Annotated in this window: 15 protein-coding genes and 1 pseudogene; 1 reads left to right on the forward strand and 15 read right to left on the reverse strand. The window is 68.0% G+C overall.

Going from position 1 to position 21,769, the window contains the following annotated elements; translation table 11 throughout:
- Window positions 1–129: 129 nt before the first annotated feature.
- Window positions 130–4,167, reverse strand: coding sequence for a type I polyketide synthase (locus ABT345_RS03495; RefSeq protein WP_345081226.1), 4,038 nt, complete (start codon window positions 4,165–4,167; stop codon window positions 130–132).
- 255 nt (window positions 4,168–4,422) lie between these two features.
- Between ABT345_RS03495 and ABT345_RS03500 the strand changes: the two genes are divergently transcribed.
- Window positions 4,423–5,436 (forward strand): hypothetical protein, encoded by a 1,014-nt coding sequence (locus tag ABT345_RS03500; protein WP_345081229.1) that lies wholly within the window; start codon window positions 4,423–4,425, stop codon window positions 5,434–5,436.
- A 78-nt stretch (window positions 5,437–5,514) separates the two neighbouring features.
- Here ABT345_RS03500 and ABT345_RS03505 read toward each other — a convergent pair whose 3' ends face one another.
- From ABT345_RS03505 to ABT345_RS03570, 14 genes and pseudogenes are all read right to left on the reverse strand, one after another.
- Window positions 5,515–7,113, reverse strand: coding sequence for an FAD-dependent monooxygenase (locus tag ABT345_RS03505; protein ID WP_345081232.1), 1,599 nt, complete (start codon window positions 7,111–7,113; stop codon window positions 5,515–5,517).
- Between the two features lie 151 nt (window positions 7,114–7,264).
- Window positions 7,265–8,311 carry an NAD(P)-dependent alcohol dehydrogenase gene (locus ABT345_RS03510; RefSeq protein WP_345082502.1) on the reverse strand — a complete coding sequence of 349 codons (1,047 nt, stop codon included), beginning with the start codon at window positions 8,309–8,311 and terminating at the stop codon, window positions 7,265–7,267.
- A 370-nt stretch (window positions 8,312–8,681) separates the two neighbouring features.
- Window positions 8,682–9,152 (reverse strand): allene oxide cyclase barrel-like domain-containing protein, encoded by a 471-nt coding sequence (locus ABT345_RS03515; protein ID WP_345081235.1) that lies wholly within the window; start codon window positions 9,150–9,152, stop codon window positions 8,682–8,684.
- A gap of 85 nt (window positions 9,153–9,237) precedes the next feature.
- The gene (locus tag ABT345_RS03520) at window positions 9,238–10,914 is read right to left on the reverse strand and encodes an aromatic amino acid lyase (RefSeq protein WP_345081238.1); all 1,677 of its coding nucleotides are present in this window, start codon (window positions 10,912–10,914) and stop codon (window positions 9,238–9,240) included.
- Between the two features lie 21 nt (window positions 10,915–10,935).
- Window positions 10,936–11,988: an acyl-CoA synthetase family protein gene (locus ABT345_RS03525; protein ID WP_345081241.1), complete on the reverse strand. Its 1,053-nt coding sequence runs from the start codon at window positions 11,986–11,988 to the stop codon at window positions 10,936–10,938.
- Between the two features lie 68 nt (window positions 11,989–12,056).
- Complete coding sequence (locus ABT345_RS03530; protein WP_345081244.1) at window positions 12,057–12,809, reverse strand: SDR family NAD(P)-dependent oxidoreductase; 753 nt, start codon at window positions 12,807–12,809, stop codon at window positions 12,057–12,059.
- A 19-nt stretch (window positions 12,810–12,828) separates the two neighbouring features.
- Window positions 12,829–13,875, reverse strand: a complete 1,047-nt coding sequence (locus ABT345_RS03535) for a class I adenylate-forming enzyme family protein (protein ID WP_345081247.1) — start codon at window positions 13,873–13,875, stop codon at window positions 12,829–12,831.
- Window positions 13,872–14,147 carry an acyl carrier protein gene (locus ABT345_RS03540; RefSeq protein ID WP_345081249.1) on the reverse strand — a complete coding sequence of 92 codons (276 nt, stop codon included), beginning with the start codon at window positions 14,145–14,147 and terminating at the stop codon, window positions 13,872–13,874. The genes ABT345_RS03535 and ABT345_RS03540 overlap by 4 nt, the downstream gene beginning before the upstream one ends.
- A complete protein-coding gene (locus tag ABT345_RS03545) occupies window positions 14,134–14,580 on the reverse strand; it encodes a hypothetical protein (protein ID WP_345081252.1) in 447 nt (148 codons plus the stop codon). The genes ABT345_RS03540 and ABT345_RS03545 overlap by 14 nt, the downstream gene beginning before the upstream one ends.
- Before the next feature lie 13 nt (window positions 14,581–14,593).
- Window positions 14,594–16,324, reverse strand: a complete 1,731-nt coding sequence (locus ABT345_RS03550) for a prenyltransferase/squalene oxidase repeat-containing protein (protein WP_345081255.1) — start codon at window positions 16,322–16,324, stop codon at window positions 14,594–14,596.
- Window positions 16,321–17,646, reverse strand: coding sequence for a phenylacetate--CoA ligase family protein (locus tag ABT345_RS03555; protein WP_345081258.1), 1,326 nt, complete (start codon window positions 17,644–17,646; stop codon window positions 16,321–16,323). The genes ABT345_RS03550 and ABT345_RS03555 overlap by 4 nt, the downstream gene beginning before the upstream one ends.
- Window positions 17,647–17,718: 72 nt before the next feature.
- Window positions 17,719–19,083, reverse strand: coding sequence for an aldehyde dehydrogenase family protein (locus ABT345_RS03560; protein ID WP_345081261.1), 1,365 nt, complete (start codon window positions 19,081–19,083; stop codon window positions 17,719–17,721).
- A gap of 53 nt (window positions 19,084–19,136) precedes the next feature.
- A complete protein-coding gene (locus ABT345_RS03565; RefSeq protein ID WP_345081264.1) occupies window positions 19,137–20,243 on the reverse strand; it encodes a 3-deoxy-7-phosphoheptulonate synthase in 1,107 nt (368 codons plus the stop codon).
- A gap of 792 nt (window positions 20,244–21,035) precedes the next feature.
- Window positions 21,036–21,767 (reverse strand): annotated as a pseudogene (locus ABT345_RS03570) (phosphotransferase family protein); the annotation flags it as partial.
- Window positions 21,768–21,769 lie beyond the last annotated feature (2 nt).

Raw genomic sequence — 21,769 nt, forward strand, 5'->3', positions numbered from 1 at the left:
AAACGGCATCACACGGCAGTCACGGCCACCGCCAGCCTGGCCGGCAATTTTTTATACCATAGTGCAAGTTTTACCGCCGTCCATGCTCGCGTATACCGGCCACAACACGGTGGCCACCCGAGAACGAGGTCATCTCGGGGCCCGTGGACCCTCGTTCCCTGCTGCCACCGACTGCCCGTCGTGCTGGTCGAGGCTCTTGCCGAGGGTGGCGACGCTCTCCGCGCCCAGGAGCCGCCCGGCGGTGACCGTTATGCCGTGACTGCGGTACATCCGCTGCCGGAGCCGGGTCGCCATAAGGGAGTCGAGGCCGTGTTCACGCAACGACCGCTGCTCATCAATGTCGGACACGGGCATGCCCAGCAGCTCCGCGGAGTGTTCAAGAAGTATCTCCGCAGCGGTTCCGCGACGGGGGCGTGACGAGGCCGTGTGTTCCTTCGCAGGCGCCCCGGGAAAGAAGGTTCGCGCCATCGCCGAATCCCGTTCCCCTTCGGCGGGAGATGAGGCGGCAGGACACAGGAGGTTGGTGAGGATACCGGCGCCGAAGGGCTCCGCGATCTTCTTGACCAGGCTGGCGAGCGGCGCCGCGCACTGCTGTGTGAGCGCCGACATCAGCGTGGGCACCTGCGCCAAGGACGCGTTCGCAGCGGACCGCCGCGCAAGCTGCCGCAGACGGATTCCGGAGAACCGTGCCAGGACGCGGCCGTCCGGTGCGAACAGCAGGACGTCGGCCCGTAGTGCAGTCCCACCACTCTCGGGCCGCACGGTGCTCAGACTCCAGAACTCCGGCTCCAGTTCCGCGTGGAACCGGACCGAGTCGAAGGACACCGGAACGCAGGAGATGCGGTCGCCACCGGATGCCGCTCCCGGCCGGGCCGCCAGGAGCGGCTGCAGACCTGTCTCCCAGTCGGCCCGTGCCAGGGGTCTCTTCAGCCTTATACGGGCCACGGCCTCGCCGTCGCGGCGCCACAGATGCTCCACGTCCCGGAACCGCTCTCCGACGTCGCACCCGTGGCGCCGCGCGAGTGGCGCGAAATCCTGTGCCCCCAGGTAGTCCCGGCACCGTGCGAGTGCGGCGTCGAGAACGCCCGGGGCCACCGGGCCGACATCGTCTATGTCTGCCCTGACAACTCTTCCCGAAGCGCAGAGGACGGGTGCGTCCGCATCCCGGAACGAGGCGTGCACCGTCACGGCGCGCGCTTCTCCGTCGTCTTCCCGGTGTCCTTCCAGGGCCACCTGGAGAGTGGTGTCGCCGACCGCTTCGACGGGCATTTGCACATCGCCCAGCCGCACGTCCCGCAATTCGAACGATGCGGTGCGCTCTGCCTCCTGGGCCGTTTCCAGCATCGCCGCGAGATACACGACAGGCGGTACCGGCGCGGCTCCGTGGGCCGCCGTGCCGTCTCTCCGCTCCGCGGTCCCGTCCCAGGCGGCGAGGGCGATTCGCCGGACCTGGGGGGCACCGGACCAGCGAGAGGAAGCCCCGGGTACGGCCGCCTCTCGCCGGAACTGCACGATGTCCCAGGAGTAGGTGGGAAGTGACGGCACATGCCGTGGGCCGCCGCCGTGCCACTGCCGCCAGTCCACCCGCCCGCCCTGGGCGAAGAGACGGCCGGCGGCCCGGGCCAGTTCGGCGGGCTCATCACACTCGCGGTGCAGCGAGGCCACCACGGCGGCATCGCCGTGGCCATCGCCCAGCGTCTCGTCCATGGCGGCGACAAGGACCGGATGCGGGCTGACCTCCAGAAAAACACTCTCCGTCTCGTGGGCCACCTCCCGTACGGTGCCAGCGAACCGTACGGGGCGGCGCAGGTTGTCCATCCAGTAGGCGGCCGTCAGCTCCGTTCCCTCGATCTCGGAGCCGTATACGGTAGAAACCATTCCCGTCGTAGCCGGCGCAGGGGAGAGCCCGGCCAGTTCCCGCAGCAGGTCGTCGAGCAGGGAGTCCATCTGCGGCGAGTGCGAGGCCACGTTCACCTTCACCGGGCGGCACATGATGCCGCTCTCCTCCAGTTCGGCCTGAAGGACGGCGAGGGAAGCGGGATCGCCTGCGAGCAAGGTAGTGGCGGGCCCGTTCTCGACCGCCACGCACACTGCATCGCCGTGGGCCTCGGTGTACTGCCGTGCCCGGTCGGCCGACAGCTCGACGACGAGCATGGCCCCCTGCCCCGCCGTACGCTGCATCAGCCGGCTCCGTCGGCAGATCACCGCGGCCGCGTCGTCGAGCGACAGGGCACCGCAGACATGAGCGGCCGCGACCTCTCCCATGCTGTGCCCCAGACACAGCCCCGGCTCCACGCCGCGCTCACGCCAGGCGGCGGCGAGCGCCACCTGCACCGCCCAGAGGGTGGGTTGGACGGTGCTCACGTCAGTGGATAATTCCGGGTCATCGCAGGCCAGCCGCTCCAGGACCGACCAGCCGAGCTCCTTGTGCACGGCCCGGTCACACGCGTCCAGTGTCTTTCGGAAGGCGGGCGAGGAGCGGTACAGAGCCCGGCCCATGCCCGCCCACTGCGACCCCTGCCCCGAGAAGACGAACACGGCGCGTCTGTCACCCGACGAGCGCGTCTTGGCGATACCGCCGTCGGGAATGGTCTCGCCCGCGGCGAGGGCACGCAGCCGCCGTGACAGGGATTCGTGGTCGGCGCCCACGACCCACAGCCGGTGAGGATGGGAGTCACGTCCTGTTGCCGCGGCGGAGCAGATATCGGCGAGGCGGTACCGGCGCCCGGGCCCGGAAGAGCCTAGGTAGGCCGCGTAGTTCTCGGCCAGGCGGCGGAGGGAGCCGGACGTTCGCGCGCTGAGCACCAGCAGATGGGGCCCGGCGTCCGCGGCACGGTGCTCGGGCTCGGTACCGGACTCGGGAACATGCGCACCGACGACAAGGTGAGCGTTGGTTCCGGACAGCCCGAAGGAGCTGACGCCGAGCAGCGCACCGGAATCGGCCGTGTCCAAAGGCCGGTTCCGGGTCACCACACGCACCGGGAAGCCGTCCTGCGCCAGCAGGGCGTGCGGCTCGTCGTGGTGCAGCGACGCGGGGATGACGCCGTGCCGGAGGATCAGCACCGTCTTGATTAACCCGGTGATACCGGCAGCGGCCTCGGTGTGACCGAGGTTGGTCTTGATCGACCCGGTCAGCAATGGCCGGTCCGCCGAACGTCCGAGACCGGCCGACTCCGCGAGGGCCTGGAGCTCCACCCCGTCCCCCACCCCCGTACCGGTGCCGTGTGCCTCGACGTAATCGAGTTCCGAAGGCTTGATGCCGGCGCTGACACAGGCCTCGCGCACCATCTCGGCCTGGCCCTCCACAGAGGGGCGCAGCAGCAGTCCGCTCGCCGCCCCGTCATTGGTGACCGCGCTGCCGAGCAGGACAGCGCCTACGGGGTCACCGTCCCGGAGTGCGTCGTCGAGGCGCTTGAGCACCACCACGCCCACGCCCTCGCTGCGGACGAATCCGTCGACGTGGGTGTCGCCGAACCGGCAACGGCCTTCGGGAGACATCATGTCGCCCTGGGAGTAGGCGATGGAGTCGTGCGGGGACATCATGACATTGACCCCCGCGGCGATGCACAGGTCACTCTCGCCGGTGAGCAGGCTCTGCCGTGCGGCGTGCACAGCGACCAGCGACGAGGAGCACGCGGTGTCAAGGACGACGCTCGGCCCTCGCAGATCGAAGGCGTAGGAGACACGGCCGGCCGTGACGGCACGCAGTCGGCTGCCCACCATGCTGCGGACATCGGGCTCGCACGGCCGCGGATCGGTATCCGCGTACTCCGACGTCGCCTGCCCGACGAAAACGCCACTGCGACTGCCAGCAAGCTGCGAGGGGCGTATACCTGCCGACTCCAAGGCCTCCCATACGACGTGCAGCAGGAGCCGTTGCTGTGGATCCATGTCCCGCGCTTCCACCGGGGAAATACCGAAGAACGCTGCGTCGAAGCCGAAGGGGTCGGTGAGGAAACCGCCGTGCCGGGACACGGTCCGACCGGGAGTCATAGGGGTGGGGTCGTAGTAGTCACTGACGTCGAAGCGCTCGCCGGGGACGGGGGTCACCGTTCCGGTGTTGGCCATGAGCACGTCCCACAGCTCATCGACGCTCTCGGCCCCCGGTAACCGACACCCCACGCCAACGATTGCGATGGGCGTCGTGCTCGACGGTTCGGTGTGCATGGACGACTCCAAGCTTCATAGCCTGAGCAAGTCAGGTGATCGTCAGAGAGGGAGTCCAAAAATATACTCGCGCCCATTATTCCACTGGGATTCGGTCATATTTTTGACAAAATCTTGGGTTCCCACATGCAGGGATGGATGATTTATCCAGATTTACTCTGGAATATCCCTGGCGAAAAATTGAACTTGCATCCATATATAGCTCCATGTTTATTCTTGGGCTGGAGTTGCCGAAGTAACTAAAGGGGGAAGCCTGTGGACACCACTCAGCTCATTCCGCTCATGGGCGACGAGGAATTGACGGCCTATCAATTCTTGGCCACCAGCGGCGGAGCCACCCTCGAAAGGCTGGCGAGAAGCCTGGGGTGGGGGACAGGAAAAACGGAGCGAGTGCTGTCCCGGCTGAGGGGAATGCGCCTGGCACGGCCCGAACTGGAGGGCCGCAGCGACTGGACCGCAGTACCGCCGGATACGGTCAAACTCCGGTACGCCAAGCCACTCTCCGGCGTCATCGACTCATGGCAGGCCCAGCTGGATGGAATGCGCGAAGCTCTCAACACGCTCACCGGCCTCTGCACCCACAGCGCGGACGGCGGGGGCCTCAGCCACGTGGTCACGATCGAGGGTGCGCCCGATATCCGTGACGCGCTCGAGGACTGCGCGGCACGGTGCGCCGAGGAAGTGCTCGCAGTACATCCCCTGGGGCGCGGAGCGCCGGCCCTCGCCCGGCAGGTGGTCTGCCCAGAATCCGGACCGATGCCTTCCGGGGTCGACGTGCGCGTGCTGCTCCCCCATTTATCCCGCTACGACGCGGAGGTACGCGACTGTGCCGAACGGGTCGTGGCGGCTGGGGGCGAGGTCCGTACCACTGCCGCCCCCTTGCCCGCACTGATCGTCTTCGACCGTTCCGTCGCCGTCCTGCTGGACGGCGAGGACAAGACCAAGGCGCACATGGTGAAACACGGAGCCTTGGTGGAATTCGTCGTTCACATGACGGTGAGCGCCTGGGCGACCAGCGCGGCCTTCCAGCGGACGGACGGCAGCAACAGAATCCCGGAGTTTCTGACCCAGGAGACAAAATCGGCGATCGTCCAGCTACTCGCCGCCGGCTACAAGGACGAAGTGGTCGCCAAGCGCTTGGGGATCGGCGTGCGGACGTGTCGGAAGTACATCGCGGAGATGTTCGACGACCTCGGGGCCCAGAGCCGGTTCCAGGCCGGATGGATGGTCCGCGACCACATTCTGGTGTCCGGCCACAAGCGGCCGTAGCAGGCCACCGCCGGGAGCCCCCACCGTGAGGGAGCGTTGCCGCATCCGGAGATGCTGGCGGGTGCGGCAACGTCCTGGTCAGCGCGTGAGCACTGCGGTGAGCGCCGCCGCGAGCTCACTCTCCGGATCACTCACGGCCTTCTTGCCGCGCCAGGCCACGACGGCGTCGGGGCGGACCAACGCGGCGCCGGTCGGCTCGACCCCATAACGGTCGCACCAGGTGTTGCCGCTGTCGGCGAAGCGGTCGCCGATCCGGTACGCGGCCAGGGTGACTCCGAGGTCACGGGCGACCTTTTCGGCTGCGGCGACCCACTCGGGGGCCTCGTATCCCGCCAGCAACACAAAGCTGCGACCGAAAAGGTCGTGGGTGGAGAACTCCCGCGGGCCGTCGGTGAGAACGACATGTGGGGCCCGTCCCCCGGGGCGCCCGGTGGGGTTCCACGGGTCCTCCTGGAGACTGCCGTCATCGTCGGCCTCGGTGCAGATCGCGGCGGAGTGGTACCGGAAGCCCAAGAATTCCTTGGGCATGGGGATGGGGGCGTCAGGGTTGGACGGGTCATAACTGGCGGGCACCCGGCCTTCGGAGATCTTCGCCAGTTCGACCTCGCGGTCGAGTGTGATGTTGATGAGAGGACGCCGCTCCGTCTCGTACATGTCGAGGAGGCCGGGCCCGGCCTGTCCGGTGAGAACCAACGCGAGCCGCCACGACAGGTCGTAGGCATCCTGAACGGCGAGGTTGCCGCCCTGTCCTCCATTGGGCGGGCAGGTGTGCGCGGAGTCGCCTGCCAAGAAGACGCGGCCCCCGCGGAACCGTTCGGCCAGCTTGTGGCTGATAACAAAGGAGCGGGCGTTGACGAAGGTGACGTCGATCTCGGGGTCGTCGATCGCGTGGTGGATCCGCTCCAGGCAGCGCGCTTCCGTGAAGCCCTCCGGCGTATCGCCCAGCTCGGGGAAGTAGTCGACCCACAGGGTATGCCGCTCGGAGCCGTCCAGGATGAAGCTGGATCCGCTACCGGGCATTCCGATGACCTCGACCGCCCCTTTCTCTACATACCGCGTCAGATCCGCTTCAAAGGTGACGATATACATATGACTGATGGTTCCGTGACCTTCGACGGAAATACCCAGCATGTCCCGGATCACGCTTGTGTTCCCATCGGCCGCCACCATGTAATCCGCCTCGACTACGTACTCACGGCCAGTGGAAACTTCGCGCAGCGTCGCGGTGACCTTCTCGTCATCCTGGGTGAAAGAGACCAACTCGGTGCCGAGGCGCAGGTCAGCGCCCGCTTCCTCGGCGCCGGTACGGAGGATCTCCTCGACCCGGGCTTGGGATATCCAGGCCAGCAGCGGCACCGACGAGAGGTCCTGCGGATCGGGCTGACCGGCCTCCGGGTCGAGGTAGCGTCGCCCTGGGTCGGACAGGGAGACGCCGTGGCTCATGCGAGGCCACTGCGTATCCGCGAGAGCGGTGCGGAGCCGTTGTGCCACGGAGGGCAGCGTGTTGAGCAGTTCCTGAGAACGGGTGTTGAGCCCCCACGCCTTCGGCAGCGTGGAGGGGTCTGGCCGCCGCTCCACCAGGAGAGGGCGCACTCCGCGTGCGGCCAGGCTCAGAGCGGTGGTGAGCCCGGTGTAGGCGCCACCGACGATGAGTACGGGAACTCGCTGGACTGACATGGCAGATGTCTCCGTTACGGCTGTGTTTTCAGCGTTGACTTCCCCGGCAGAGGCGAAAAGCCCCGAAGGGCGGCACGGAGGAACACGCAGACCTGGTCGCGGAAATATTGGCCACTGAACTCCGTGCACCATTCGAAGGGTTCGGTCGGAGTCAGGCCGTGCCGAGTGTGGCGATGTCGATGACATATCGGTAGCGGACACCAGAAATGTTCTTCCAGGCCTCGGTGACCCGGTCCGCGGAGATCTTCTCGAACTCCGATGCGATGCGATGCTCCGCACAGAATTCAAGCATTTCCTGGGTCTCACGTATTCCGCCGATGGTGGACCCCGCGATGCCGCGGCGGGAATTCAAAAGGGAGAACACGTTGTACGAGACGATCGGGTCGCTCGGCGCACCCACATTTACGAGAGTTCCCCCGAGGCCGAGCAGGCCCAGATGGGCGTCCACGTCGAGGACGGCCGGTACCGTGTTGACAAGCAGGTCGAAGTGGCCCGCGAGTTCGGCGAGTTCCCCGCTCTCGCGGGTGTCCACGAAGTGTGCGGCGCCGAAGCGCAGAGCGTCTTCCTTCTTCTCCGGCGACCGGCTGAAGAGCGTGACCTCGGCGCCCATCGCCGCGGCGATCTTCACGCCGAGATGTCCGAGACCGCCCATGCCAAGCACACCGACATTCTTCCCCGGCCCTGCTTGCCAGCGGCGGAGAGGCGAGTAGACGGTGACACCCGCGCACAGCAGCGGGGCCGCACCGGCGAGTTCCAGCGCATCGGGAATACGCAGGACGAAGTGGTCCGCCACGACGATGGTCCGGCTGTAGCCGCCCAGCGTCACCGTTCCGTCGTGGTCACGGTCCGAGTAGGTCTTGACGAACCCTTCGGTGCAGTACTGTTCCTCGCCCGATGTGCAAGGGACGCACTTTCCGCATGAATTGACCATGCAGCCCACGCCTACCCGGTCCCCCACCGCGAATCGGGTGACGGCGTCGCCGACTTCCGCGACCGTCCCCGTTATCTCGTGCCCGGGCACGAGGGGAAAGAACGTACCGCCCCAGTCGTCATGGCCGAAGTGCAGGTCGGTGTGGCAGATTCCACAGTATCTGATGTCGATGCGGACGTCGTTGTCGCGCAGTGGGCGCCGTTCGATGACGGCCGGCGTGAACTGTGCTCCCTTCACGGGCAGCGACAGCGCCAGAGTGCTTGGCATAGTGACCCTGTTTCCCTTGAGTTGAAACATCTCACGTCCGCGGAACAGGTCGATGCGCAAAGCTCCGCATCATTCCTCATCTCCCCTGTCCGGCACATGAATGACGTATTCTCGGCGAGTTACTCAGATGAATGAACGGGAGGAAGCCGAACAGCCAACCGCAAGCCACAGAGGCCAGCTTGCTCTCAGGGACGGGCGGTCCGCCACCTCCCTCGAATGCAGCAAGCTGTGGTGCAGCTTGCTGCGCCTCACACGTCCCGGCGCTCTTGTCACCGCGATGACGGCTACGGGATCCGCCGCGCCGTAGCCCAGCGGCGGCCGGGCACACGGTGCGGCACGGCGCGAAGTGCCGCGGGCGCGCGGGGATCGCTCAGCTGTCCAACTCGATGTGGTAGGTCTCCTTGGGAGTCTGTATGTCGTTGCACGTCAGTTCACCGGTGGCACCGCGGTAGGTGCCGGTACCGCCGGTGATGGCCATCCGCACCGTGTCGCTGCCCTTCACCCACAGGGACTGGGCGGTGATCTGCCCATCCGGCAGTTGCACCGACAGCACGCAGTTGGTGGTGATCTCCGAGCCCTTCAGCTCAGTCACCTCGCACGAGCTGCCGTCCTTGCCGATCTGTTTTCCGTCCTTGGAGAGCTTGTCCGCGTACACGAACTCGTCTCCGACACTCAGTCCGGGGACGCCGGCATCAATGTGAACAACCCCGTTGTTCCCCACTGCCAGGTCGATGACCTTCTCGGGCCTGGCCTGCGCGGGGGTGGCGAACGCGGAGGAGGTGCCCAGCGCGAGCAGGACGCTCGCGGCAGCACTGAACAGGGCGATGCTCTTCTTCTTCATGCGAAACGATCTCCTCAGTGATGCACCGCGCCCAGGGCGACGTCGCCCTGGTGACGGTGACGAACGTGTGGCACTGCGGACCTGATCAACACCGTTCCGGTACGGGGGTGTCGACGCGGTCGGCGAGTTCTCGGCCTGCGGCAAAGTCTTCGTCACCGAGCCCTGCGGCGCGCCGGAGGGCGCCGGTCTCGATCAGGCCGGTCACCGCTTCGATGTCCTGGTCGAGGCGGCGGTCGTGGGTGACGAAGGCGCTGTGTTCTCTGATGAGCCCGTGCACGGCCCGGACGGTCGGCGACGCGTTCTCGGCGCCCCGCAGGTCGATCGCCTGGGCGAGAGCGAGCAGATGGATGGCCGCCACCTCGCGCACCAGACCGTTGACGGTGCGCGCGTCACGGGCGGAGATGGTGCCCATGCTGACGATGTCCTGGTTGTGCGCCTCCGTCGAGCGCGAGAACACCGACACCGGCCCTGTTTGTTTGAGGGCTTCGGCGGTGACGGCCGAAGCCGCTATCTGCATTCCTTTGAACCCGTGGTGCAGCCCCGCGCCGGGGTCGTCCGGGCGGCGAGCGACGACCAGGTTGGGCGGCAGCCCTTCGTTGAACTTCTCGTCCACAACGAGCGCGAGCTGGCGGTCGAGGAGGTTGGCCAGGCCCGCTACCCCCGTCTTCAGGCTGTCCATGGACTGTCCGACATGGCCCGCATAGAAGTTTCCGCCGAGGTGGAGTGCGGACTCATCGGCATCGAACAGAGGGTTGTCGGTGGCTGAGTTGATCTCGGTTTCGAGCCAGCGCTCTGTCCAGTCGAGCGTGTCACGGACGATGCCGATGATCTGCGGGGCACAGCGTACCGAGTACTTTTCCTGGATCCTCTCGTTCAGTTGGAGGTAGCTCCGCCCGGCCAGCTTTTCGCGGCGCACCAGGATGTCGTCGAAGGACCTAGCAAGCCGTGACCCCGCGAGCAGTGTCCGGATTGCCTCGGCGGACCGGACCTGGCCGGGATGCGGTTTGTTCGCGTGAACGAAGGGGTGCAGAGCAGACGCGTTGCCGTGCAGCGCCTCCAGTGTCATGGCCGTCGCGAGTTCGGCGACGAAGACCAGCTCCCGCGCGTCCCAAGCGGCGAGGACCGCGTATGCGGCGGCGAAGGATGTTCCGTTGATCAGCGCGATCCCCTCCTTGGGCGCGAGCCGCAGCGGTTCGATGCCCTCGCCGCGCAGGGCGTCGAGCGCCGGACGCACGGTGCCTCGGTGCAGGACCTTTCCCTCGCCGATCAGGGCCGCGGCCAGATAGCACAGCGGTACAAGATCGCCGCTGGCGCCGACCGACCCGCGTTCGGGGATCAACGGCAGAATGTCCCGGCGCAGGCACTCGAGGAGGGTCGACACCGCCTGCGGCCGGATCGCCGAGACCCCCTTGGCCAAGGCGTTGGCCCTGATCAGCAGGGTGGCCCGGGCGACCGCCGGTACAGCTGCGGGCCCCACGCCGTTGAGGTGGTAAAGCACCAGGTTGCGCTGGAGTTCGTGCGCCTTGTCCGGCGAGATCTGCCGGACGCAGCTGTCGCCGAAGCCCGTGCTCACGGCGTATATGGGAACTTCCTGGGCCAGCAGCGACTCCTTGAGGCCGACGGAGGCGTGCATCCGCTCGACGGCCGCGGCGCCGAGCGTCACCCGGGTGCCGTCGCCGCGGCGCGCAGCCGCGGCGACGGAGCGGGGCGAGAGGCCGGTCCCGTCGAGTTCGAGGTGCCGGACCGTGGGCACGTATGGCATGACTGCCGCTCCCCTCCTTGTCTAGTAGACGCCCTCGATCATCTTCTGGCCGCCCATTTCGGCGACCGGGTGGATATTCCGCAGGGAGTCGCCGACACCTGTGGGGCTGGAGACCCGCGTGGCCAGGTCGCGTTCGAGGCTGTTGGGCACGAGGCCGTACTTGGTGAGGTAGTTCATGACCACGGAGCCTTCCGATCCGTACTCGACCGGCCGGCCGGAGGAAGGGTCGACCACCCGGTAGACGACGAAGGGGGCGTACGAGTCGAAGACCGTGTCGCCGGTGTCCTCAGAGCCGGGGCGCTGGACCGTGCCGCTGAGGACGGAGGTGCTGCCGTACGACCCCCGGAACTGTGTCTTGGGGAAGAACTCCGTGGACAGATAGTCCAGGGTGTCGGGGTCCATGTGCGCTCCCGTCCAGATCACCAGGCGCACCTTCTCCTGGATGAGTGCGCGGACCGAGGCCCGTTCGGCAAGGCGGGCAAGGAGCGGGGGTGTCGTGACCAGGAAGGCGATGTCCTGCGATTGCAGGACAAGTTCGGCCTGGTCGACAAGGTGATCGACGTAGGCGCCCGCGCCGGCGGTGTCACCGGCGGCGATGAGGCGCTTCACCCAGCGCGGGTCCAGGTCGACGGAGAATCGGATCCCGCCCCTGGCCTCCGCGATCCTCCTGGAGTACTCGCCGAGCATGTGGGGACCGCTGGGCGCCACCGCCAACGCGTGTCCCTCACCGTCGTCGGGGTAGTGGGAGTTCTCCCACGCCATGTACTGGTCGAACCAGTTCTCGAACATCACGAAGCGCTTGGGCGCCCCCGTGGTGCCACCGCTCTCGTACACGGCGAGCGCCTTCTCCGTCGCGTCCAGGCCGCGGGGGATCAGGTCCTCGATCGGAACGTCCCGGAGTTCGTCCACCATGTTGGGGAACTTCAGCAGGTCGTCGACGCACCGCACGTCCTCGACCGGATCAAAGCCCAGCCGGTCGCGGCGCTCCAGCCAGTACCGGGAGCCCGTGGCCGGCTCGAAGTGCCAGCGCATCATGGCTCGGACGTGGGCGTCGGCCTGTTCGCGGGCGTTCATGGCGTGTCACCGTACTTTCTCGGTCGATGGGTGAAGGTCGGAGAGGGGCGTCGTGATCCCATACACCGTCAGGTGCCATGATGGGAGCCGCCGTTGATCTGGATGATCTGCGAGGTGACATGGCCACCGTGCTGTGAGCACAGGTAGAAGCCGAGCTCCGCGACGTTCGCCGGTTCTCCCGCGCGGTTGAGGACGGTCTGCCGGATGAGCATGGTCTCGCGCGTAGGAGAGAGGCCGCCGCCGAAGAGATCAGTGTCCGCGATGTATCCCGGCGCGATGGCGTTGGCGCTGATGCCGCGCGGGCCCAAGCGGTTGGCGAGGCGGTGGACGTACGAGTGGAGGGCCGACTTCGCGGCGCCATACCCGCCCGTCCCACTGGACGATCCCCGGTATGCAGCGATGGAGCTGTAGAGCACGATGCTGCCGCCGTCGGCCATGAGAGGAAGCAGACCTTCCACCGCGATGACAGCCGTCAGGACGTTCGACTGGTACGCCAGCTGCCACTCCGCCAGGACCGACACCAGTCCCTCACCATCGGTCGGCGGGAGGGATCCCGTGCAACACAACAGGCCGTCGACCGGTAGCCCGATCGAACCGACGTGGCTCCGCAGGAGCTCCGCCGACCCGGCGTCGGACATGTCGAGGGCAAGCGGCTCGACGTCCGCTCCCGGCACGCTCGATTCGATTTCCTCGGCCGCCTGTGTGAGGCGCTCCTCCCGCCTCGCTATCAGGAGCATCTTGTCGTTGTTCTCGGCGAACCGCTTCGCCGTGGCTTTGCCGATGCCGGCACTCGCACCGGTCACCACGATCAACCTGGACACAATCGGTTCCTTCGAAGAATTACGGAGAAGAAAGCGCGGGCGGTGTCTTGAGCCCCGTGAGAAGGGATTTCCGGTCCGGCTTTCCGGCGGAAGTCCTCGGAATGTCCGCCAGCGCCACGATCCTCGACGGGCTCGGGAAATCCCGGAGAGCTCCTCTGATGTCCGCCACGTCCACGCCGCTGTCCCCGCCGGACCAGAAGACGGCGTATCCCTCACCGGCGAGCGCATCGTCGGTGAGAGGCAACACGACGCATTTCACCTGCGGCAGGCAGGAGTTCAGCCGCTCTTCGACCGCGGCGAGATGCACTTTGATCCCGTTCACCTTGATCACGGAGCTACTGCGTCCGACGTACCGGAAAGCGCGGGGGGCGGTGAATTCCACCAGGTCGCCGGTGGCCCACCGAGCGGGCGGGCGCGGGGCTGCCTCCGGGCGGGCCAGGCGCGGGCCGTGAACCACCAGTTCCTCCGCCGCCCCCGCCGGCGCGTCCACGTCACGTGTGAAGGACACATCGGGGAATGCCTGCCACAGGTCCGCGCCGCTGCCGTCGGGGGCTAGCGGCCGGTGGGCGATACCCCCGGTCTCGGTCGAGCCGAAGATCTCGTGGGCCCGGAGGAGCGGAGCGGCTCGGCGGACGAGTGCACGGGCGGTGGGCGGCGGGGCCGCCGAACCGTGCAGGGCGACGACCGAGCCCGCGCGTTCCAGCGCAGACCAGCCACGGCGCAGCAGGTCCCAGGCCATCGGGAGGCAGACGATCAGGACCCGTTCGCCGGGGGAAACCGACAGGGGCGCGAACGGGTCGGCCCACGCCTGGTGGACGCGGACGTCCGCCAGGCGTGGCAGCCACTGGCCGAACAGGGCCCCGAACAGGTGCCGTGGCGGAGCGTAGTTGATCACGTGGTCGACCGGGCCGACGAGATGCGAGCCGATCAGCTCCACCTCCCGCTCCATCTGGTGGGGAAGCCGGAACCAGTGGCGCGCGCCTCCCGTGCTGCCGGACGTGCCGAAGCGAATCTCGTCGCGGCCGTCGCCCCGGGGGCCCTCCGTGAGGGCCACCGTCTGCGTCATGCCGACTGGTCCTCGACGCGCTCGCGCACGTACTCGGCGGTCCGGCCGAGCGTGCCGAACCAGTAGCGCACGTCGTCACCCACGAAGTCGACCTCAATGCCGAACTCGTTCTCGACGGCGGTGACGTACTCGAGAGCCGCCAGGCTGTCGAACCCCGGCAGCACGTCGGTCAGGTCCGTGTCCGGGGCCAGCGAACGGGCGGCGTCGCCGAAGCGCTTCTCGAGGACGGCCAGGACGCGGGTGCCGATCTCGGTCCGGTCAGTGGTCTGCATGTCGGGAACCTTTCTCTTGGCTGCGGTCAGCCACCAACGGGCCGCCGCTCGTCATCGACCCTGATTCCAGGTACGACACCCGGTCGGGCTGCGTGGGTTCGAACCGGACCATCAGATGGGCGGTGTCCGCGTCGAGACCGAGCGCGTCCCGGATCTCCTCGGCGAGCTCCGTCCGGTACACCTGGTCGCGGTCGGGGTGGGTGTGGCACACGACGGACGCCCACCCGGCATGCCGGTTCTCGCCCTTGTCGCCCTCATACGTCGTCAGTGGCATCCCGCCGGCGAAGTACGCCATGGGTTCGGCGGTGCGGAAGGAGACCACGACATGCGCGGCGTTCGAGCCGTGCGCAGCCAACCACCGGGTGAGGCGCAGAGCGGCCTTAAGCCGCGCGGAGGGGGTCAGCGGGGTGCTGGTCACATCGATGGTCGGCAAGATTCTGTGCCTTTCACGAGAGGGCCAGCGGCGGCAGGGCGTGCCGCTCGGGTGCGATACGCAACTCCAGCCGCCGTCCCAGGCAGTCGGCGAGCGGGCCGCCGCTCGTGGACATCAGGGGCGTCCAGGCGAACCCGGCGTCCGCCGTGCGCACGCTGCCCAGGAACTTTGTCAGGTGAGCGGCGTCCCACGCGAAGCCGAAGGCGTCCGCAGCGAGGATGGCTTCGTAGGTGCTCAGCAGGTCGGGGACCCGGTTGCCCTCGTTGGCGAATCCACCACCGCGGACCCGGTGCGCGGCGAGTGCCTCCTCGACGCGAGCGCCATCGGCCCCGACCGCTCGGTTCAGCGCCCTGAGCGCCTGCAGAGTGGCCCGCAGCGTGGGGCGGCCACCGGGCACGTTGGCGTACCGGCCGGGTGCCGTCTCACACGTGGCTACGTAGTCGGCGACGCCCCGCAGGCCATCGGCGACGGAGCTCCCGCCGGTCCGGTGGAGGATCTCCGCGGCCGCGCACGTCGACACCATGTCCGATGCGCGGCCTTCCCAGTATCCGAAGCCGCCGTCGGGGTTCTGGATGGCGCCGATGAGCCAGTCCGCGATCCGGGCACGGGCCGGGGGATCGTCCGTGAACGCCCCTGCAGACAGGGCCCAGAGGGTGCACCGCACCTCACTACCGCGTCCGGGCATGTACATGACGCCATCCTCGTTCGGCATCATGCAGCTCTCCATCCACCGCAGGGCGTCGCGTTCCCCGGCGTCCGAGAAGTGGCGGGCCATCAAGTGGGCGGAGGTGGTGAGCACGTCCGAGGCGAGTTCGGGGGCGCGGTAGGTGAATCCGCCCGGCTCGGTCCGGAAGGACAGCACCGCCTCGACCACCCGGTCGGCGATGTCCTCGAGTTCCGCGCCGAGTTGCCGCAGCGCTCCCACGCCGCAGAACGCGGCCCACACGTCCGGTACGGGATAGCCGGGCCACCGGGTGAACGACCCGCCCGGCAGAAGCCGGTCCCTGATCCAGGCGATGCAGCCCTCAGGGTCCCGCGGGGCCTCGCCCAGGCTCCGCAACGCGCTGGTGGCTCGGAACGTCGCCCACAGACAGTCCGTCCCGTCGCCCGCCTGGAAGACGAATCCGCCCGCCGTGCTCTGCCGTTCCTTGAGCCAGTTCGTGAGCCGCTCGCGGTCCCACGGCAGCGGACCACGTCCTCCGTTGGCCGTGCTCCAGGCGGTGATGGCGTAGTAGCAGGCCCGTACGTCTGACGCGCCGTCCTTCGCGTGGGCCGGGCTCCAGGCCAGTCCGCCGTCCTTGGCCTGAAGCGCCGTCAGCCAGTCGAACAGTGCCTCCGGCGGACGCTCACCGTAGATCTCCACCAGGGTGCGTACGGCGTAGTAGGTGGCCCACACATCCGACGCCTGACCGGGCGTCATCGCGAACCCGCCGTCGGCGTGGGCGGCGCTTCGCACCCATGCGGAACTCGGCCTGCCGGCCCTGTCACCGCTGCCCTTCGGAAGATCGGCCATCGCCTGTGTGCAGTAGTAGGTGGCCCAGGCGTCAGAGCCCATACCGGCCGACCACGCGAAGCCGCCGTCGGAGTTCTGCCGGGAGGCGAGGAAGCCGGCGACGGTCTCGGGGCACGGCAGGTCGCCGATGCGGCCCAGCCAGGTGAGGGTGCGCACCGCCGCGTAGGTGCACCACAGGTCGGATTCCCCGGAGACGGCCCCGGACGACCTGCGCAGCGTGCCGTACGTCATGCCGGTACCCCTTCGTCGACGATGCGGAAGTTGGAGCGCTTCCAGCTCTTCTGGGAGCCGCCGCTCTTCGTCGTCACCGGCAGCCGGTTGACATACCGGACCTCGTCCCACCGGAAGCCGAGCTGTTCGTCCGTCCGCTGCTGGACGATGGCGTTCTTCGCCGGCTCGGTGTCCCGGGCGGTGCCCGGATCCCGTTCGAGGAGCAGCCTGGCCCATGTGCCGCCCTTGTCGACCTCAACCAGGTAGCCCATGACGTCGCGGTTCGCGTAGACGATGCCTTCGAGGTCACGGGTGCGGACGCGACTGCCCTTGATCTCGGTTCCGTCGCTGCCCCGGCCGTGGACCGTCACCACCGGGGTGTCCTCGCCGCAGGGGCAGTCGTCGGCCAGGGATACCTCGTCGCCCATGTCGAGGCGGAGGAGGGGACGGGCGTCGTTGTTGAGCGGGGTGACGACGAGCCTGCCGTCACGGCCCGCCTCGGCGGGCACGATGCCGTTCTCGTCCGCGATCTCGAAATAGTTGGCCCCGCGCAACAGGTGCAGCCGGTCCTGCTCGCAGCACGCTGCCAGCGTGCCACTCTCCGTACTGCCGTAACTCGCGTCGTAAACCCGCGCGTTCCACCACTGAGCGGCCATGGCACGCAGTTCGGGGGTGCTCACCTCCCCGAGCAGCATGATGCGTTTGACAGACCGGCACAGCTGGTCCAGCATGCCGCGCCTTTTGATGACCTGGGAGAATTCGAGCAGTACACCGGGCGCCACGAACAGCACGGTCGGCCGGAACACCTCCCACAGGCCCATGATGCGGTCCCAGTCGGAGATCCCTGTGGTGTACGGATAGGCCTTGGCGTGGGGAATGCCCAGGAATTCGCAGACGCCGACCATCAGGTCCGCCACCGGGACGATGTCCGAGGGAAGCAGGATGAGCGCTCGATGACCGCCATCCGCCAGCATGGTGCGCCAGCTCTCGGCGACGGACACGGTATTGGCGATCATGTCCTGGGCCGTACGAGGCGTGGGCGTGGGCGTCCCTGTCGTTCCCGTGGTCTGGTAGTACTTGAGGCCCGAGCCGACCGGTACCCGCAAGTATTCGAGCGGGCGGGTCTTGAGGTCGTTCTTGGACGTCGCGGGCAGGTCCAGGAACGCCTGCGTCGAGAACGTACCAACCGAGGCATAGGCGGACGTCTGCCCGGCGCGGTGCCAGACCTCGGCCAGCTTCGATGCGTAATAGGCGTCGTCGGGGCGGGTTTCGCGGCGGTGAGCGGTCACCTCCCGCTGTATCCGTTCCATGAAGTCCAGGCCACTCCTGGAGTTGATCTTCACTTGCCACTCCTTGATCGCGGCGGTTGGGCCGTGGCGTCGGCATCGGCGCCACGGCGAATTGACGGCCGTCTGCTAGTCGTCAAAGGCCAGCCCCTTGGCCCGCATCAGGAACTCTCCGAGGAACCCGTCGTGCGGTACGTCCGGATGGGTCCAGGAGGTCGGCCTGCTCCGGTACACGTTGGAGACCGCCGTGAGCGCCGCGGCCTCGGCGACCAGGCCCATGTCCTCGGTGTGCAGGGAGAGCACCAAGGAGCCGTCGAGAACGTCCATGGCACCACGCTCGAAAGGCGCGATCCACACGCATGGGAAGGGCAGCTCGTACGACAGCAGGGGATCCCTCGGGGACGCCAGTTCCACGACCGCTGGTGTCACGGTCGCCGACGAGCCCTCGCCGCCAACGGGTTCGGCGACCGGCGCCAGGTGCACTACCGCGTCCTTCGCGCGGTCCAGCACTGCGGCCACGAGGCGGTCCGCGTCGGCCTTCGGCATGCAAGGCAGGAGGGCCCCGTCGTCCAGGGGGCGAGCCGGTGCTACCTCGCGCAGCGCGGCAGCCAGTTCACCGGCGAATCCCGCCGGGTCCCGTTCGACCAGGACGCCCGTAGTGGCGGTGCACGCGGTTCCCGCGTGGTAGAGCGCACCCGTGCAGGCGAGGCCGAGCCCTGCGTTCCGGTCCGCGTCGGCGGTCACGACCAGTTTCGAGCGGCCCGGGCCCTGCAACCGGATGTCTCCGCGGCCCCGGTACATGTCCACGACGTTCTGACCGCCGTAGACCAGGGCGCGGTCGGAGCGCTCGATGACCAGGCCCGCCGTCGCATGGTCGCAGGGCGCTACGACCAGCTGCGTCGGCGGCACTCCTGCCTGCCGCAGCGCGGTGACAAGGCGATAGGGGGTGAACGGGTCCCGGGTGGAAGGGCGGACGACGATGCGGTAGCCGAATGCCAGTGCATCCAGCCACATGGCATGCACACCCGGGCTGTTGCCCGCCGCGTGCACAGCGAAGACATCCCCGGTGCGGCGCCATACGGCTCCCGCCGACGGTGCGTCGGACACGGCGGTGCCGACCGGGGTGCAGCCCGTGGGCCGCGCCGACGACGGTGCCCGGCCCACATCACGCAGGGTCGCCGTGATGAGCTCGTCGCACTCGCGCACGACCGTGATGGGCGTACCCGTCAGCGCCGACACCCGCCGCTCGTGCGCTCGCAGATCACCGCCCAGGACCGTCCCGCCCTCGAAGACGTCGGCCGCCTTCCTGAGCACGTCCGGTATCTCCGCGACGGGCAGCGGCGCACTGCCGCGCATCTGATCTATCCAGTGGGAGACGACCAGGCCGGGGACCGATGCCAGTTCGAGGGCCGGGATGCCCGAAGCGTCCGGCACCGTGGTGCGTTTCCACGTCCGGTAGGGCCCGGTCGGACCCAGCGCGGGGATGTCCAGCATGCTCGCTCTCCTGTTCCTTCCGCCGAGTCACGAGGCGTACGGGGATGAGTGGGTCACCGTGTGGTGGCCGTCGCGGCGCGGCGCCGGCGGGTCGCGGCCGCAAGGTCCTGGAGCACGCTCACGGTGGCGTCCCACCCCATGCAGGCATCCGTGACGCTCTGGCCGAACGTGGGTTCGTCGCTCCCGAGTTCCTGCCGTCCCGGGACCAAGAAGCCCTCCAGCATGACGCCGCGGATGTCCGTGTCGCCGGCCGCAATCTGTGCCCCTATCTCCCGGGCGACCACGGCCTGCTGTTCGTGGTCCTTGCCGCTGTTGCCGTGGCTGGCGTCGATGACCAGGCCAGTCGGCAGCGAGGCCACCGACAGCAGTCGCGCTGCCTCACGCACGTGCTCGGCTCGGTAGTTAGGTCGGCCCGACGAGCCCCGGAGCACGACGTGGCAGTCGGGATTCCCGGTCGTGCGCAGCGTGACCGGCCTCCCGTCCCGGTTGATGCCGAGGTAGGCGTGGGGAGAGGCCGCAGAGCGAATAGCGTCGACGGCGACGCCCACCGAGCCGGTGCTGCCGTTCTTCATGCCCACGGGCATGGGGAGGCCGCTCGCCAGCTGCCGGTGCACCTGGCTCTCCACGGTCCGCGCACCGATGGCACCCCAGGAGATCAGGTCCGCCAGGTATGCCGGAGCCGACGGGCTCAGCCACTCGGTCGCGATGGGAAGCCCCATTTCGGCGACCTCCAGCATGAGCGTCCGGGCCATGCGCAGCCCTCGGCCGATATCCAGGCTGCCGTCGAGGGCCGGGTCGGTGAGCAGCCCGGTCCAGCCGACCGTGGTGCGGGGTTTCTCGACGTACACCCGCATGACGATCGCGAGGTCGTCGCCGAGGTCGCCGGCCAGGTCGCCCAGCGATTTCGCGTACGCCAGACCGGCATTCACATCGTGGATCGAGCAGGGGCCGACCACGACGAGCAGGCGATCGTCGTCCCCACTCAGTGCGCGACGCGTCGTCAGACGGCCGGCGCTCACCGAACGGGCCGCGGCCTCGGTCAGCGGCAGCTCGCCCAGAATTTCGCCGGGAGTGCTTGCCAGGTGCGTACGGTACTGCCCGCCGATGTACCCCGGCGGGCACTGTGCGACCGCGGAATCGAGGTTTCCTTCGGTCGGCATGTCAAGACTCTGCATCATTCCTCAATTCGTTCTACTCAGCGCAGCAGTTGTGCGTCAGCAACGAATCATTCGGGCGGACCTCCGATTTCCTGAGTGCCCATCGAGAAAGACCGGTTGAACTGGTGATGGAGTTGGAGATGCCGCGGTACCGCCCGGGCAAGCACGTGATCACCGTGCCCCATCCACGAGGCGGCCCGCCACCTGCGCCGCGTGCAGCAAGCTGTGATGCACCTAGCTGCACCGCGCGCGGATCGCCACAGAACCGGGCAGGTGACACGACCCATCCGGGGCAGCCGAGGAGCGAACCTCTGACCAGGAGACGACGGAGCGGCGTCGGCCGGAGCCTCCGTGGGATGCAGCGGTGGCGATTCAAGAACCGGACCATACTCGGACAGCGCGCCGCCGCTTGCGTCGCCTCCCAGCATTTTTGCTGGCCAGAGCCGGTGGACTGCCTGTACCACCAGCAGACGAAGAACCTCCTGGTGTCGTACTCGCCGAAGAAGCTGGGGTTCTTCTAGAGCCTCAAGTCGGCTGCCTGGAGGCGCCGTTACGCTCCAGGCAGTCCGACAGCGGAGTCACTCTGCGTAAGCGACAGGCTGTCTCAGGTCGACGGTCGACTGCACGAGGCCTGCCCCCGGACCGGTCACGGACCAGACTCCCGCCCGGGGTGAGGCAGGCGACAACCCTCTGACACGTGCACTGGCACGACCTAGTGCTGTGGCCGCATAGGTTCACCGGGTTGCTGTTGCTGTTGCTGTGAAGTGCTCGATGAAGCGGATGTGCCGGTGTGCCTCAGCGGTAGTTGGCCAGGCCGTCCGCGAGTTCTTCTTCGTCGCCGTCGCGGATTGCGTAAAGGGCTTGCTGCAGGGCGAATGTGCCGCGGATCGCGGCGATGCGGGTAAGGAGTCGGTGATTTGACCAGCTGCCCAGGGCGAGCACCCGCTCCAGGAGCTTGGGGCCGTAGCTGGCGCCGATGGCTGCGAGGTCCTCGGCCGGGTCGCTGAGTGTGACATCGTCCCAGTCGATTACTCCGGAGAGGTGCGGCAGGCCGTGCGTCCACTCCCATAGGACGTTTTCGGCACCCAGGTCGCCATGCACCACTGCTCGGGTGAGGTGGGGAAGGCTGTCGAGTGCGGTGAGTTCCCGCTCGGCCCGTCGGCGTCCGCTGTCGGACATGAGGTGGAACAGCTCCGCGCGCACGTTCTCCGCGAACCGCCGCCACTGGCCTTCTGGGGCCTGAGGGAGAACTGATCGTACGGTCTCGTCGGTGCCGGCACGGGCCAGGCCGGACAACAGCGTGGCGTACTGCGCCGCCACGGTGTCGACCACGTGGGCATCGTTGAGGGCGTCGGTCTCCAGCGGTTCTCCAGGAATGCGGCTGAGTACCAGGAACGGTGCCTCGTCGGTGCCGTGGGCGCCGCCCTGGAGCAGCGGCTCAGGTGTGCGGAAGCCGAGGTCGAGGCCGGCGAGTGCGTGTAATGCGGCCACCCGCTGGGGCAGCCGGGCAGCCGCTGCCCGGGTGCGGG

The organism is Streptomyces sp. NPDC000404 (assembly GCF_040300365.1).
Taxonomy (GTDB): Bacteria; Actinomycetota; Actinomycetes; order Streptomycetales; family Streptomycetaceae; genus Streptomyces; species Streptomyces ramulosus.

Coding starts and splice junctions, on each gene's coding strand:
- ABT345_RS03495 (WP_345081226.1), bottom strand. CDS start 4,167: ATGCACACCGAACCGTCGAGCACGACGCCCATCGCAATCGTTGGCGTG.
- ABT345_RS03505 (WP_345081232.1), bottom strand. CDS start 7,113: ATGTCAGTCCAGCGAGTTCCCGTACTCATCGTCGGTGGCGCCTACACC.
- ABT345_RS03510 (WP_345082502.1), bottom strand. CDS start 8,311: ATGCCAAGCACTCTGGCGCTGTCGCTGCCCGTGAAGGGAGCACAGTTC.
- ABT345_RS03515 (WP_345081235.1), bottom strand. CDS start 9,152: ATGAAGAAGAAGAGCATCGCCCTGTTCAGTGCTGCCGCGAGCGTCCTG.
- ABT345_RS03520 (WP_345081238.1), bottom strand. CDS start 10,914: ATGCCATACGTGCCCACGGTCCGGCACCTCGAACTCGACGGGACCGGC.
- ABT345_RS03525 (WP_345081241.1), bottom strand. CDS start 11,988: ATGAACGCCCGCGAACAGGCCGACGCCCACGTCCGAGCCATGATGCGC.
- ABT345_RS03535 (WP_345081247.1), bottom strand. CDS start 13,875: ATGACGCAGACGGTGGCCCTCACGGAGGGCCCCCGGGGCGACGGCCGC.
- ABT345_RS03540 (WP_345081249.1), bottom strand. CDS start 14,147: ATGCAGACCACTGACCGGACCGAGATCGGCACCCGCGTCCTGGCCGTC.
- ABT345_RS03550 (WP_345081255.1), bottom strand. CDS start 16,324: ATGACGTACGGCACGCTGCGCAGGTCGTCCGGGGCCGTCTCCGGGGAA.
- ABT345_RS03560 (WP_345081261.1), bottom strand. CDS start 19,083: ATGCTGGACATCCCCGCGCTGGGTCCGACCGGGCCCTACCGGACGTGG.
- ABT345_RS03565 (WP_345081264.1), bottom strand. CDS start 20,243: ATGCCGACCGAAGGAAACCTCGATTCCGCGGTCGCACAGTGCCCGCCG.